This window comes from Enterobacter cloacae complex sp. 394F7 (assembly GCF_057320385.1).
The window spans coordinates 1-13,395 of record NZ_JBXWCS010000013.1 but is presented as its reverse complement, the minus strand read 5'-3'; the positions used below and the strand labels follow the sequence as shown (position 1 = coordinate 13,395).

The window sequence follows — 13,395 nt, the reverse complement described above, 5'->3', positions numbered from 1 at the left end:
AACTAGAAAGGTCAAGCCACTGTTACCGGTGGTCGTTTAGCTTCAGGCGAAATGCAAAGTCGTTGGCATAAGCCTTTGAGTGGGGTGTTAAATGGATGAATTCAAACCAGAAGACGAGCTGAAACCCGATCCCAGCGATCGTCGTACTGGTCGTTCTCGTCAATCTTCAGAACGTGATAACGAGCCGCAGATCAACTTTGACGATGTTGATCTGGATGCAGACGATCGTCGCCCTTCACGTAGCCGCAATGCGCGTGATGAGCGAGAAGAAGAGGATTATGAGTCCGAAGAAGATTCAATGGACGAAGAGCCAGTAGAGCGTCGCCCGCGTAAACGTAAAAAAGCGGCCGCGCAGAAACCGGCCTCCCGCCAGTACATCATGATGGGACTGGGCGTTCTGGTGCTTGTGCTGCTGATTGTCGGCATTGGCTCCGCGCTGAAAGCGCCTTCCACGAATTCTGGCGAGCAAACGGCTTCCACTGAGAAGAGCATCAACCTCTCCGGTAACGATGCGGCAAATCAGGCAAATGGTGCACAGCCAGCGCCGGGGACCACCTCCGCAGAGCAGACCGCCAGTAACACAACGACGCCGCAGGATGTTTCCCTGCCGCCAGTCTCTTCTACCCCCGCTCAGAATCAGGCACCTGCCACGCCAGAAGGCCAGCAGCGTGTAGAAGTTCAGGGCGATCTGAACAATGCGCTGATGCAGCCGCAAAACCAGCAGCAGGTGGATAACGTCGTGGTGAACTCTACGCTGCCAACTGAACCTGCAACCGTTGCGCCTGTTCGCGGTGGCAACGCTCAGCCACAAACCGCAGCAACGGAAAGCAAGCCGCGTCAGACTCAGACTGCACCACGTCAGGAACGTAAGCAGGCGGTCATTGAACCTAAGCGTGAAACAAAACCTCAGGCTGTGGTAAAAGCACCAGAAGTCAAAGCAACCCCGGTGCAGCCGAAACGGACTGAAACCGCTGCGGCAAGCGAGCCTGCAAAAGCGCCAGTGACGCAGACTGCACCGAAAGCCACGGCCACCACCACTGCACCTGCGGCGACAACGGCTCCAGCTGCAACCGCCACAGCATCGGCTGGCACAACCGGTAAAACGACGGGTAACGTCGGTTCACTGAAATCTGCGCCATCCAGTAACTACACGCTGCAGCTGAGCAGTTCGTCCAACTATGACAACCTCAACGGTTGGGCGAAGAAATCGAATCTGAAAAACTACGTGGTTTATCAGACGACCCGTAACGGGCAGCCGTGGTATGTGCTGGTGAGCGGTGTGTATGCTTCTAAAGATGAAGCGAAACGTGCCGTGGCGACACTGCCAGCAGACGTTCAGGCGAAAAACCCGTGGGCGAAGCCCATTCATCAGGTTCAGGCCGATCTTAAGTAATGTTTAAAGCGCAGGATGCTGTCGGAGCTTTCTCCACAGCCGGAGAAGGTGTAATCAGTTAGTCAGCATGAAAAAAAATCGCGCTTTTCTGAAATGGGCAGGGGGGAAATACCCCCTGCTTGATGATATTAAAAAGCACCTGCCTAAAGGCGAGTGTCTTATCGAGCCCTTTGTGGGTGCAGGATCGGTGTTCCTGAACACCGATTTTTCTCGTTATATCCTGGCGGATATCAACAGCGATCTCATCAGCCTCTATAACATCGTCAAACTGCGTACCAATGAGTATGTGGAAGAGGCGCGCAAGCTGTTTACGCCCGAGAACAATCATCCGGATGTTTACTACCAGCTGCGCACTGAGTTTAACCAGAGCCAGGATCCGTTCCGTCGGGCACTGTTGTTCCTTTATCTCAACCGCCATGGTTACAACGGCCTGTGCCGGTATAATCTGCGTGGGGAATTCAACGTGCCGTTTGGCCGCTATAAGCGCCCTTACTTCCCGCAGGACGAGCTGTATCACTTTGCTGAAAAAGCGCAGAATGCAGAATTCCACTGCCTCTCATATGAAGAGTGTATGGAACTGGCGGGCGTAGACTCGGTGGTTTACTGCGATCCGCCTTACGCCCCGCTGTCTGCGACGGCGAATTTTACCGCCTATCACACCAACAGCTTCAGTCCGGCCGAGCAGGCCCGTCTGGCGGAGATGGCGGAAAAGCTGGTCAGCAAAAGAATTCCGGTGTTAATTTCGAATCACGATACCCCTGATACGCGCGAATGGTACAAAGCCGCGAAGCATTTTCAGGTCAAAGTGCGGCGTAGCATTAGCAGCAACGGCGGCACACGTAAAAAGGTGGACGAACTCCTGGCTCTTTATCGCCCCTGAGCCGTTTTGCCCGCCGGTAAACACATTTCAAGGAGATGCGGATGAAACAGTTTTTGATTGCTCCCTCAATTCTGTCGGCCGATTTTGCCCGCCTGGGTGAGGACACTGCTAACGCGCTCGCCGCGGGTGCGGATGTCGTCCATTTCGACGTTATGGATAACCACTACGTTCCTAATCTGACCATTGGCCCCATGGTGCTCAAGGCGCTGCGTAACTACGGTATTACCGCGCCCATTGACGTCCATCTGATGGTGAAACCGGTTGACCGCATCGTGCCTGATTTTGCCGCGGCGGGCGCCAGTATCATTACTTTCCACCCGGAAGCGTCTGAACACGTTGACCGCACGCTGCAGCTGATTAAAGAAAACGGCTGTAAAGCGGGCCTGGTCTTTAACCCGGCAACGCCGCTGAGCTATCTCGACTATGTGATGGATAAGCTGGACGTTATCTTGCTGATGTCCGTTAACCCTGGATTTGGCGGGCAGTCATTCATTCCTCACACGCTCGATAAACTGCGTGAAGTGCGCCGTCGTATTGATGAGTCCGGCTATGACATCCGTCTGGAAGTGGATGGTGGCGTGAAGGTGAATAACATTGGTGAAATTGCGGCTGCGGGCGCGGATATGTTCGTTGCAGGTTCGGCAATTTTCGACCAACCGGATTACAAAAAAGTTATAGATGAAATGCGCCGCGAGCTGGCGAAGGTAAGTCATGGATAAATTGCAGGCAACCCGGGGTATTGCATTTGACCTCGATGGCACGCTGGTCGACAGCGCGCCGGGCTTAACGAGCGCCGTCGACCAGGCGCTGTACGCCCTTGAACTGCCCGTCGCGGGCGAAGATCGCGTTGTGACGTGGATTGGTAATGGCGCAGATGTCCTGATGGAGCGCGCCCTGACGTGGGCTCGCCAGGAGCGTGCGTCACAACGTTCCGCACAGGGCAAACCGAGCGTTGATCACGCGGATATCCCGCAGGAAGAACAACTGCGGATTCTGCGCAAACTGTTTGACCGTTTCTACGCAGAAACCGTTGAAGAAGGCAGCTTCCTTTTCCCGGACGTGAAGGAAACGCTGAGCGAGCTGCATGCGAAAGGCATTCCGTTGGGGCTGGTTACCAACAAGCCGACGCCGTTTGTTGCGCCATTGCTGGACGCGCTGGATATCGCGAAATACTTCACCGTGATTGTGGGCGGTGATGACGTACAGAATAAAAAGCCGCACCCGGAACCGCTGTTGCTGGTGGCAGGAAAATTATCCTTAACACCTGCTGAGCTGCTCTTTGTCGGTGATTCACGCAATGATATTCTGGCTGCCAGAGCGGCGGGTTGTCCCTCCGTGGGGTTAACCTATGGCTACAACTACGGTGAGGCCATTACCCTGAGTGAGCCGGACGTCGTGTTCGATCGCTTCAAAGATTTGTTGCCCGCACTCGGGCTTTCATACAGTGAACATCAGGAATTGAAAAATGACTAAGCCCATCGTTTTTAGTGGCGCCCAGCCGTCAGGTGAATTGACCATTGGTAACTATATGGGTGCGTTACGTCAGTGGGTTAGCATGCAGGATGACTACCATTGCATTTACTGCATTGTGGATCTGCATGCTATTACCGCCCGTCAGGATCCTGAGAAGCTGCGTAAAGCCACGCTGGACACCCTGGCGCTCTATCTGGCCTGCGGGATCGATCCTGAAAAGAGCACCATCTTCGTTCAGTCTCACGTGCCGGAGCATGCACAGCTTGGCTGGGCGCTGAACTGCTACACCTACTTTGGTGAACTGAGCCGTATGACGCAGTTCAAGGATAAATCCGCGCGCTATTCCGAGAACATTAACGCCGGTCTGTTTGACTATCCGGTGCTGATGGCGGCTGACATTCTGCTGTATCAGACTAACCAGGTGCCGGTGGGTGAAGACCAGAAGCAACATCTTGAGCTGAGCCGTGATATCGCCCAGCGCTTTAACGCCCTGTATGGCGAAGTGTTCAAAGTGCCAGAGCCATTTATTCCAAAATCCGGTGCACGCGTGATGTCGCTGCTGGAGCCGACCAAAAAGATGTCCAAGTCTGACGATAACCGAAACAACGTTATCGGCCTGCTGGAAGATCCGAAATCGGTGGTTAAAAAGCTCAAGCGTGCCGTGACCGACTCCGACGAGCCGCCTGTTGTGCGCTACGATGTACAGAACAAAGCGGGGGTCTCCAACCTGCTGGATATCCTCTCCGGTGTGACCGGCCAGAGCATTCCTGAGCTGGAGCAGCACTTTGAAGGCAAGATGTACGGCCACCTGAAAGGCGAAGTGGCGGATGCCGTTTCCGGTATGCTGACCGAGCTGCAGGAGCGTTATCATCGCTACCGTAACGATGAAGCCTTCCTGCAGAAGGTGATGAAAGAGGGCGCTGAAAAAGCCAGCGCGCGCGCGTCAGAAACCCTGAAAGCGGTGTATGAAGCGATTGGGTTTGTTGCGAAGCCGTAGGTAAAAGCAAAACGGTAACGGCGTTACCGTTTTTAGGGTTTGTACCCTCTCCCTGTGGGAGAGGGCCAGGGTGAGGGCATCACGCCGCACTTTTCTAAACAAAAAAACCGGGGAATCCCCGGTTTTTTTACACCTGTAAAACAGCTTACTGCTGTGCCGCCGGGCCACAACCCCCGATGATCTTCGAAATGGAGATCGCCGGGTGCAGCAGGTAATCATAGCTGCAGTTATTTTTGGTGTTTTGCACGTGGCCAGTGCAGGCCGTCAGAGTCGATAACAGGCCTACCAGAACGGCAGCTTTAGCCAGTTTGAACATACGCATTCCTTGTCTTAAAAAAACTAAATTGGATGTAACACGAGGGAATAAATGGAAAAGTTCCATTTCGCGGGAGGTATGTTATCGACAGCAGTAACAGGGGAGTAGTCCGGTTAAGGACTACTCGAAGAAGGGAGAATATGCGCTAGTGATTTGAGAACCAGTTGAGTTTATCGCGCAGTTCGACCACGCGGCCGACTATTATCAGCGCCGGGCTTTCAACCTGCTGCGACAGCTCACCCAACTGCGTCAGCACCCCATTTACCACGCGCTGCTTAATGGAGGTGCCGTTTTCCACCAGCGCGACGGGCATATCCGCTTCCATGCCGTGTTCCAGTAATTTCGCCTGGATCGTAGCGGCCTGATTCAGCCCCATATAGAAGACCAGCGTCTGCTTTTCGGCGACCAGGTTGTGCCAGTCCAGTTCGCTGCCGGTTTTCAGGTGCCCCGTTATCAGACGCACGCTCTGCGCGTAATCACGATGGGTCAATGGAATACCGGAGTATGCCGAACAGCCGGATGCCGCCGTAATGCCAGGCACCACAGAGAACGGAATACCTGCGTTGCAGAGGGTTTCCAGTTCCTCGCCGCCGCGACCAAAGATAAACGGATCCCCGCCCTTCAGGCGCACCACACGTTTTCCTTTTTGCGCTTCCCGCAGCAGGATCTGGTTAATCTCTTCCTGCGGCACGCAGTGATAACCCGCACGTTTACCCACAAACACCCGGTCCGCATCGCGACGTACCAGATTCATGATCTCATCGGAGACCAGACGGTCATACACAACGGTATCGGCCTGCTGGATCTGCTGGAGTCCTTTCAGCGTCAGTAATCCCGCATCGCCGGGGCCTGCGCCTACCAGCACAACCTCGCCACGATGATCCAGCGGTTCAGAGAGTAACTGCTCGGTCGTCTCTTCAACCGCCTTCACGTCCTGATTGGCCAGCGACTGGGCCAGCCGGTCATTGACGAAGAATTTTTCCCAGAAGCGACGGCGCTCGCCCACGGTCGCGAAGGTTTGCTTCACTCGTGAACGCAGTTGCCCTGCATAATGGGCAATTTGCCCAAGATGTTGCGGCAGCAGTGCTTCCAGTTTTTCCCGCAGCAGGCGGGCGAGAACCGGCGAGCGGCCACCTGACGACACCGCAATCATCAGCGGTGAACGGTCGATTATCGACGGCATGATAAAGCTGGCTTCTTTCGGCGCATCCACCACGTTGCAGAATATACGGCGCGCTTCGCAGGCATCGCTGACGCGCTGATTCACTTTATCGTCATCCGTCGCGGCAATAGTCAGCCAGCAGGTATCCAGCAGGGACTCGTTAAACTCCCCCTGATTCAGCGTGAGCATCCCTTCCTTCGCCCAGGCTTCAAACTGTGGTGCGAAGGCGAGGGCGTTAACCGTAAGACGGGCACCTGCCTCTAACAGCAAGCGGGCTTTGCGTTCAGCCACATCGCCGCCACCCACAAGCAGGCAGTCGCGATGGCGTAATTGACAGAAAATCGGCAGGTGGTCCACGACATTACCTCACAGCATTCATGGAGGGGGTAAGAATTGACGTCAGAATAACAGCAGGAATCGCCGGAAACATACGGTTTTTCCTGCCGTTACCCATAAGGGGTCATAAGCCTTTCCTATAGGAAAGGCGGGGGGTTAGGCTTTTAACTGCACCTGGCCGTCCTTCACGCGAACGTCGTAGTGCTTCACCGAGTAGCTTTCATCTTCCATGCACAGTCCGTCGCTTAAACGGAAACGCTGTTTTTTCAGCGGACTGGCGACCCACAGCTCACCCTGATGCTCGGCAATCAGCCCGCGGGAGAGGACGCTGGCCTCAAAAAACGGGTCGATATTGCTGATGGCAAAAACCTGTTCGTCGTGGCGAGGGCGGAAAATCGCGACCTGCTCGTTTCCCAGCAGCGCACAGACGCCGGTTGCCGGCAGAATGTCGTTAATGTTGCAGATGTTTACCCACTGGCTCATGCGTTTTCCTCCACCAGCGTCACCGGAATACGTTCATAAGGTGTCGCCGGACGATGCTGTTCGCGCTCTGCTACTACCTGCACGTTCGGGTCGCGCTGGGTGCTGTTGATGAAGTGTTTGAAGCGTGTCTGTGCCGCTGGCGTGTTGACGGTTTCCGTCCACTCGCAAATCACCGCCGCGCGCAGGCGCGCCATCTCCGCTTCCAGATGTTCGTTCAGGCCCAGCTTATCGTCGATGATGACCGACTTCAGGTAGTCGATGCCACCCTCCAGATTATCCAGCCAGGAAGCGGTACGGGTCAGTTTGTCGGCGGTACGGATGTAGAACATCATGAAGCGGTCGAGATACTGAATCAGCGTGTCGTGGTCAAGATCGGCCGCCAGCAGGTCAGCGTGGCGTGGTTTCATCCCGCCGTTACCGCAGACGTACAGGTTCCAGCCTTTCTCGGTGGCGATGATCCCCACGTCTTTCCCCTGCGCTTCGGCACATTCACGGGTACAGCCGGAGACGCCGAACTTCATTTTGTGCGGGGTACGAATGCCTTTGTAGCGGTTTTCCAGCTCGACGCCGAAGCCCACACTGTCGCCCACGCCGTAGCGGCACCAGGTGCTGCCCACGCAGGTTTTCGCCATGCGCAGCGCTTTGGCATACGCGTGACCGGTTTCGAAGCCCGCCTCAATCAGCTGACGCCAGATCTCCGGCAGGTCATCTTTCTGTGCACCAAACAGGCCGATACGCTGGGAACCGGTGATTTTGGTGTAGAGGTTAAATTCACGCGCGATACGGCCCACGGCCACCAGCCCTTCCGGGGTGATTTCACCGCCCGCAGAGCGTGGGATAACGGAGTAAGTCCCGTCTTTCTGGATATTTGCCAGGAAGTTGTCGTTGGTGTCCTGCAGCGGCGTATGTTCTGGTTTGAGGATGTACTCATTCCAGCAAGAGGCCAGCAGGGAGCCGACGGTCGGTTTACACACTTCGCAGCCATAGCCCTGGCCGTGCTTGGCCAGCAGTTCGTCGAAGGATTTAATGCCTTCCACGCGGATCAGGTGATACAGCTCCTGGCGAGAGTACGTGAAGTGCTCGCACAGGTTGTTGTTCACTTCGATGCCCTGTTTCGCCAGTTCGGCGTTAAGCACCTGAGTGACCAGAGGGATACAGCCGCCGCAGCCGGTCCCGGCTTTGGTTTCCGCTTTCAGTGCCGCTACGGTGTGACAGCCTTTGTTGATGGCGGAGATCAACATGCCTTTGGTGACGTCGAAGCAGGAGCAGATCTGCGCGCTGTCCGGCAGTTTATCGACGCCGATAGACGGCTTGCCGCTGGAAGCGTGCGCCGGGAGGATCAGCGCGTCCGGATTCTCCGGCAGTTCGATGGCGTTCAGCACCAGTTGCAGCAGGTTGCCGTAGTCGCTGGTGTCGCCCACCAGCACCGCACCGAGCAGGGTTTTGTTGTCCTGGCTGACGATCAGGCGTTTATAGATCTCTTTGCTCTCGTCGAGATAAACGTAGCTGCGCGCGCCCGGCGTGCGGCCATGCGCATCGCCGATGCCGCCCACGTCCACGCCCAGCAGCTTCAGCTTGGCGCTCAAGTCCGCGCCTTCGAAGGCGTTTTCGTTTCCGAGGATATGGTCAACCGCGACCTGCGCCATTTTGTAGCCCGGCGCCACCAGACCGTACACGCGGTTATTCCAGCTGGCACATTCGCCGATAGCATAGATATCCGGGTCGGAGGTCTGGCAGGTATCGTTCACCATGATCCCGCCGCGCTGGGCAACCGCCAGACCGCACTGGGTGGCCAGCTTGTCGCGTGGACGAATACCGGTGGAGAAGACGATAAAGTCAACTTCGAGCTCGCTGCCGTCGGCAAAGCGCATGGTTTTACGCGCTTCGGTGCCTTCCTGCACAATCTCTTTGGTGTTTTTGCTGGTGTGGACTTTCACGCCCATGCTTTCAATCTTACGGCGCAGCTGATCGCCACCCATGTGGTCCAGCTGTTCGGCCATCAGCATCGGGGCAAATTCGATGACGTGCGTTTCAACGCCGAGGTTTTTCAACGCTCCGGCTGCCTCCAGACCCAGCAGGCCGCCCCCGACCACTGCGCCGCGTTTACTGCGACGTGCGCAGGATTCGATGGCGTTGAGATCTTCAATGGTACGGTAAACGAAGCAATCCTGCGTTTCCGAACCTTTGATAGGCGGGATCCATGGATATGAGCCAGTCGCCATGATCAGCTTGTCGTAAAAAACCGTACGGCCAGCGCTGGAGTGGATCACTTTCTCCTGACGGTTGATGGTGATAGCGCGTTCGCCCACCAGCACTTTTACGCCATGCTTCTCATAGAAACCTTCACGCACCAGAGAGAGCTCTTCGGCGGTATGATGGGAGAAGTAGGAAGACAAGTGCACACGGTCGTACGCCTTGCGGGGTTCTTCACAGAACACGGTAATATCGAACTGCTCAGCGCTGGCTTTATCGAGAAGATCCTCAATAAAGCGGTGGCCGACCATGCCGTTACCGATGATAGCGAGTCTGACTTTGCTCATTTTTGCCTCGATTTCTTTTCTATTACTGCCTACCTTAACGATTCAGCAGGGGCACTTATTGATGCAAATCAAATACGCCTTCGCCTACTCCCTAGGGGGTAGATGTATGATTTGTCAGGATTTTTCTAAGTTATGGAAATCGCTGGCTTTTCGTTGTCGTCGATTTTATGTACAAAAAGAGTGGCTATTTTGGGAAAAACAGGTACTCCTTAATTTCAGCCGCGTTTTTCAGGGGAAAGGTATGTCTACAACACCGCTTTGGCTTGTGCAGAATGTTCGTTTACCGGATCGCGAAGGGCTGTGGCAGATCGCCATCGAGAACGGTCGGTTTGGTGCTATCACGCCCATGGACGAGACCCACAGCGAAAGCTATGAGGTCTTGAATGCCCGCGGCGGACTTGCCATTCCACCGTTTATTGAGCCGCATATTCACCTGGATACCACGCAGACGGCGGGCGAGCCACACTGGAACCAGTCCGGCACGCTGTTTGAAGGGATTGAACGCTGGGCGGAGCGTAAGGCGCTGCTCAGCCATGAAGATGTCAAAGCGCGCGCATGGAAAACGCTGAAGTGGCAAATTGCCAACGGGATCCAGTTTGTCCGCACCCACGTAGATGTCTCCGACCCGACGCTTACCGCCCTGAAGGCGATGCTGGAGGTTAAACAGGAGGTCGCCCCGTGGGTGACGCTGCAAATCGTGGCATTCCCGCAGGAAGGCATTCTCTCTTACCCGAACGGCGCGGCGCTGCTGGAAGAGGCATTAACGCTGGGCGCGGATGTGGTGGGTGCCATCCCGCACTTCGAATTCACCCGGGAATACGGCGTGCAGTCCCTGCATATCGCCTTTGACCTGGCGAAGAAATACGACCGTCCGCTGGATATTCATTGTGATGAAATCGACGATGAGCAGTCCCGCTTTGTGGAGACGGTCGCCACGCTGGCCTATGAAGCTGGCATTGGCGCGCGGGTCACGGCCAGCCACACTACCGCCATGCATTCCTACAACGGCGCGTATACCTCGCGGCTGTTCCGCCTGCTGAAGATGTCGGGCATTAACTTTGTGGCGAATCCGCTGGTGAATATCCACCTGCAGGGGCGTTTTGACGACTATCCGAAGCGTCGGGGCATTACCCGCGTGAAGGAGCTGCAGGCGGCGGGCATTAACGTCTGCTTTGGTCATGATGATGTGTTTGATCCATGGTATCCGCTCGGTACCGGCAATATGCTGCAGGTGCTGCATATGGGGCTGCACGTCTGTCAGATGATGGGCTACCCGCAAATTGACAGCGGCCTGAACCTGATCACCCATAACAGCGCCCGCACCTTTGGCCTGAGCGATTACGGTATTGAGACGGGGAACCCGGCGAACCTGGTGATTTTGCCTGCAGAGAGTGGGTTTGAGGCGGTACGCTGTCAGGTGCCGGTGCGCTGGTCCATTCGGCAGGGGCGGATTATTGCCACCACGCAGCTGGCGCAGACCTGGATCCAGATGGATAGCGGGGGAGAAGAGATAAGTTTTGCCAGAAACAGCCCCTCTGCGTAGCGCAGAGGGGCGCAGGGATTAGTGCGACGCCGCTGCAGCGTTATGCTGGCGGTGGCGGATAAGCTGCGCCTGTCCGTCCGGGTTATTCTCCCGCAGCACGTTACCCCATTCATCATACTCCGCCTGCCACGCGACACGCCCGTCATGGCATATCAGCGCCAGCAGCAGTCCATATTTTATCATTGTAAATCAACAGCCATTACTTTACCTTCGGAGTAAGTGAAAAGTACTGTGCCAACATAAGTACCCTCGCCAGATTTCTTGATCACCTCTAGGTCTGCTTGCTTTGCAGCAAGTAATACCTGCTCCTGTGAAGTTGACTTCAGTAATAAAGGAAGTAATTTTTTCAGTTCGGAGGCCTGCCGATTTCGGTAATTAATTTCATCCATTCCGTAAGTTGTCACTACCCCCAAATCAAATACCCGATAAAGTAAAACAGCGTTTATCAAGATAGAGCACAACAGCGCAAGCCTAATTATTCTCTCCATCACAACACCCCCTACGGAATTATTTTTCACCCGCTGTTGCAGTATCATGTGCGAATGTCTTGCAATTATTTCCTATCAGGCTATACATTTACTTATCATTATTGTTTTTTTTATCCTTCTCAAAATTTTTTGCCTTTCGCATTGCCCACTCTCCTATGCCAAATAGCACACCATAAACCAGCCCCTCTTTGATGGAGGAGAAAAAATCCTTGCAATAATCAAATTTAAAAACACCTAATTTTAGTCCTATTAAAGCTGTGATACCAAGTCGCACCATATAAAGTATGAATGTTAACACCACAAAATATCGGATTATAAATAAGACTATACATTTCCACGCAATTCGTTCAGTATTCATTTTATTGCTCATTAAGCTTTTCATTAGCTTTGCTTGTCGCAACTTCAGTCACAACAGCTCCAACACCTGTCGTAACGGTACCATTAGCCACTGTCCCGACCCCCTTTCCGGCCCCAAAGCCAATAAGGGAACCAAAGACAGTTGAGGCAACACCTTCGACTGTCTGAGCAGTTCCTTTAATTATATTACTGATTGAGTACCCGGCGACATTTATACCTGTTGTTGCCAGCGGACCACGGCCTTCTGTCAAAACCCCTGCATTCGTCGCAACGTATGTGTCACTGAAGCTAAAATCTCCACCATTCCATATTTGATTTAAGGCATTAGCTCCTCCTGTTAAAGCACCAGATACAGCCAAAGGTGTGGAGAGGCATGCAACAGCAATCACAGAAGCATAGGAGGCAGAACCATATACCCAGCCTTCGATAAATTGTCTTGCTTGCTTTGGTAAATCTCCTTTCGCCATATGTTTAAATGCGGCAGAAAGATCTTCAGGGGATGCTCCCTGCTCCGCCATTGAGGTGCCTAATGATCCTGCTGCCTGCACATAATTATCAAATCCTGAACCAAATCCAGAGTATGCAGACAGGCCCAAAGGATCAATATATCCAACTGGATTCAACGGGTACTGATATAAATTCCACCCACCTCTTAATCCCACCGGATCCTGCGTGATATACCGCCCCTGCGCCGGGTCATAGTACCGGTGCCGGTTATAACAGAGCCCCGTTTCCGCATCATACTGCTGACCCGGCAGGCGGATAAGCTGTTCCAGACCGTCCGGGTTATACTCCCGCAGCACGCTACCCCATTCATCGTACTCAGCCTGCCACGCGATACGCCCGTCATGGCATACCAGCGCCAGCGGCAGCCCCCGGTGGTCGCAGTGGTACAGGTGCAGTTTGCGCAGCGGCGTGTACACCGGCTCCAGCTGTCGCGCCATCTGCTCCGGTGTCAGTCCGCACTGCGCCAGCCACTGCTGATTTGCTGGACTGATTTCCCCGCGCCGCAGCTCCGCCTCCAGCCCGTCCAGCATCGTCACCAGCGCCGGGGGAAACGTGACATTTGCGTCCTGCTGCAGCTTCTGCGCCAGCGTGCGGTACCCCGCCTGCGCCAGTTCCGTCATTTCCGTTTCGATTCTGAGCAGCGGCGTGAAGCTGCCCGGCAGGTACACCGTCTGGATGCGGTTCACCTCCGTCTGCGTGGTGGTGAGCCGGTCGCCATCGTGGCCGTACCAGGTCACTTCAGGTTCACGGTCCGGGCTGTACCAGACCCGTTTGCCCACCCGGCGGCCCTGCGGGTCATACAGATACCGGCTTTCCCGCAGCGTCTGCCCCTGCTGTGTCAGGCGGTGGTGTACCAGCCGGTGCCGGTGGTCATAGTGATAGTGGTGGCTGTGGCTGCCGCCGTCGCGGATGTTCCGCTC

At 54.9% G+C, this 13,395-nt stretch carries 14 protein-coding genes; 6 read left to right on the top strand and 8 right to left on the bottom strand.

Annotated elements, in window-relative coordinates; all coding sequences use genetic code 11:
* Nucleotides 1-91 precede the first annotated feature (91 nt).
* The 5 genes from damX to trpS all read left to right on the top strand — a co-directional run bounded on the left by damX (nt 92) and on the right by trpS (nt 4,743).
* The gene (damX, locus tag AC2FAK_RS18005; protein WP_095455476.1) at nt 92-1,393 is read left to right on the top strand and encodes a cell division protein DamX; all 1,302 of its coding nucleotides are present in this window, start codon (nt 92-94) and stop codon (nt 1,391-1,393) included.
* 67 nt (nt 1,394-1,460) lie between these two features.
* Nucleotides 1,461-2,273: an adenine-specific DNA-methyltransferase gene (gene dam / locus AC2FAK_RS18000; RefSeq protein WP_095455477.1), complete on the top strand. Its 813-nt coding sequence runs from the start codon at nt 1,461-1,463 to the stop codon at nt 2,271-2,273.
* A 41-nt stretch (nt 2,274-2,314) separates the two neighbouring features.
* Complete coding sequence (rpe, locus tag AC2FAK_RS17995) at nt 2,315-2,992, top strand: ribulose-phosphate 3-epimerase (RefSeq protein ID WP_008503032.1); 678 nt, start codon at nt 2,315-2,317, stop codon at nt 2,990-2,992.
* Nucleotides 2,985-3,746, top strand: a complete 762-nt coding sequence (gene gph, locus AC2FAK_RS17990) for a phosphoglycolate phosphatase (RefSeq protein ID WP_095455478.1) — start codon at nt 2,985-2,987, stop codon at nt 3,744-3,746. The genes rpe and gph overlap by 8 nt, the downstream gene beginning before the upstream one ends.
* Complete coding sequence (gene trpS, locus AC2FAK_RS17985; RefSeq protein WP_020687783.1) at nt 3,739-4,743, top strand: tryptophan--tRNA ligase; 1,005 nt, start codon at nt 3,739-3,741, stop codon at nt 4,741-4,743. The genes gph and trpS overlap by 8 nt, the downstream gene beginning before the upstream one ends.
* A 145-nt stretch (nt 4,744-4,888) precedes the next feature.
* Here the strand turns inward: trpS and AC2FAK_RS17980 are convergent, their stop codons facing one another.
* The 4 genes from AC2FAK_RS17980 to nirB form a co-directional block, all read right to left on the bottom strand.
* The gene (locus tag AC2FAK_RS17980; protein WP_008503029.1) at nt 4,889-5,059 is read right to left on the bottom strand and encodes a YhfL family protein; all 171 of its coding nucleotides are present in this window, start codon (nt 5,057-5,059) and stop codon (nt 4,889-4,891) included.
* Nucleotides 5,060-5,204: 145 nt separating this feature from the next.
* Nucleotides 5,205-6,578 (bottom strand): siroheme synthase CysG, encoded by a 1,374-nt coding sequence (gene cysG / locus AC2FAK_RS17975; RefSeq protein WP_095455479.1) that lies wholly within the window; start codon nt 6,576-6,578, stop codon nt 5,205-5,207.
* A gap of 135 nt (nt 6,579-6,713) precedes the next feature.
* Nucleotides 6,714-7,040 (bottom strand): nitrite reductase small subunit NirD, encoded by a 327-nt coding sequence (gene nirD / locus AC2FAK_RS17970; protein WP_013099065.1) that lies wholly within the window; start codon nt 7,038-7,040, stop codon nt 6,714-6,716.
* The gene (gene nirB, locus AC2FAK_RS17965) at nt 7,037-9,580 is read right to left on the bottom strand and encodes a nitrite reductase large subunit NirB (RefSeq protein WP_045902141.1); all 2,544 of its coding nucleotides are present in this window, start codon (nt 9,578-9,580) and stop codon (nt 7,037-7,039) included. The genes nirD and nirB overlap by 4 nt, the downstream gene beginning before the upstream one ends.
* A 241-nt stretch (nt 9,581-9,821) precedes the next feature.
* On the opposite strand from nirB, the gene AC2FAK_RS17960 reads away from it, so the two are divergent.
* Nucleotides 9,822-11,123, top strand: coding sequence for a cytosine deaminase (locus AC2FAK_RS17960; protein ID WP_029882157.1), 1,302 nt, complete (start codon nt 9,822-9,824; stop codon nt 11,121-11,123).
* Between the two features lie 18 nt (nt 11,124-11,141).
* On the opposite strand, the gene AC2FAK_RS17955 is transcribed toward AC2FAK_RS17960, so the two are convergent.
* The 4 genes from AC2FAK_RS17955 to AC2FAK_RS17940 all read right to left on the bottom strand — a co-directional run.
* Nucleotides 11,142-11,306, bottom strand: a complete 165-nt coding sequence (locus AC2FAK_RS17955) for an RHS domain-containing protein (RefSeq protein WP_095455480.1) — start codon at nt 11,304-11,306, stop codon at nt 11,142-11,144.
* Entirely contained in the window at nt 11,303-11,659 is a 357-nt protein-coding gene (locus tag AC2FAK_RS17950; protein ID WP_095455481.1) for a hypothetical protein, read from the bottom strand. Before AC2FAK_RS17950 ends, AC2FAK_RS17955 begins: the two co-directional genes overlap by 4 nt.
* 40 nt (nt 11,660-11,699) lie before the next feature.
* Complete coding sequence (locus tag AC2FAK_RS17945; RefSeq protein ID WP_095455482.1) at nt 11,700-11,969, bottom strand: hypothetical protein; 270 nt, start codon at nt 11,967-11,969, stop codon at nt 11,700-11,702.
* A gap of 1 nt (nt 11,970) precedes the next feature.
* The coding region (locus AC2FAK_RS17940) for an RHS repeat-associated core domain-containing protein (RefSeq protein ID WP_485453322.1) at nt 11,971-13,395 on the bottom strand (1,425 nt) is incomplete at its 5' end.

Excerpts from the sequence above, each read along its gene's own strand:
- nirB (WP_045902141.1), bottom strand. The coding sequence starts at position 9,580 with ATGAGCAAAGTCAGACTCGCTATCATCGGTAACGGCATGGTCGGCCAC.
- damX (WP_095455476.1), top strand. The coding sequence starts at position 92 with ATGGATGAATTCAAACCAGAAGACGAGCTGAAACCCGATCCCAGCGAT.
- gph (WP_095455478.1), top strand. The coding sequence starts at position 2,985 with ATGGATAAATTGCAGGCAACCCGGGGTATTGCATTTGACCTCGATGGC.
- nirD (WP_013099065.1), bottom strand. The coding sequence starts at position 7,040 with ATGAGCCAGTGGGTAAACATCTGCAACATTAACGACATTCTGCCGGCA.
- dam (WP_095455477.1), top strand. The coding sequence starts at position 1,461 with ATGAAAAAAAATCGCGCTTTTCTGAAATGGGCAGGGGGGAAATACCCC.
- AC2FAK_RS17945 (WP_095455482.1), bottom strand. The coding sequence starts at position 11,969 with ATGAATACTGAACGAATTGCGTGGAAATGTATAGTCTTATTTATAATC.
- AC2FAK_RS17955 (WP_095455480.1), bottom strand. The coding sequence starts at position 11,306 with ATGATAAAATATGGACTGCTGCTGGCGCTGATATGCCATGACGGGCGT.
- AC2FAK_RS17950 (WP_095455481.1), bottom strand. The coding sequence starts at position 11,659 with ATGATACTGCAACAGCGGGTGAAAAATAATTCCGTAGGGGGTGTTGTG.
- rpe (WP_008503032.1), top strand. The coding sequence starts at position 2,315 with ATGAAACAGTTTTTGATTGCTCCCTCAATTCTGTCGGCCGATTTTGCC.
- AC2FAK_RS17980 (WP_008503029.1), bottom strand. The coding sequence starts at position 5,059 with ATGTTCAAACTGGCTAAAGCTGCCGTTCTGGTAGGCCTGTTATCGACT.
- AC2FAK_RS17960 (WP_029882157.1), top strand. The coding sequence starts at position 9,822 with ATGTCTACAACACCGCTTTGGCTTGTGCAGAATGTTCGTTTACCGGAT.
- trpS (WP_020687783.1), top strand. The coding sequence starts at position 3,739 with ATGACTAAGCCCATCGTTTTTAGTGGCGCCCAGCCGTCAGGTGAATTG.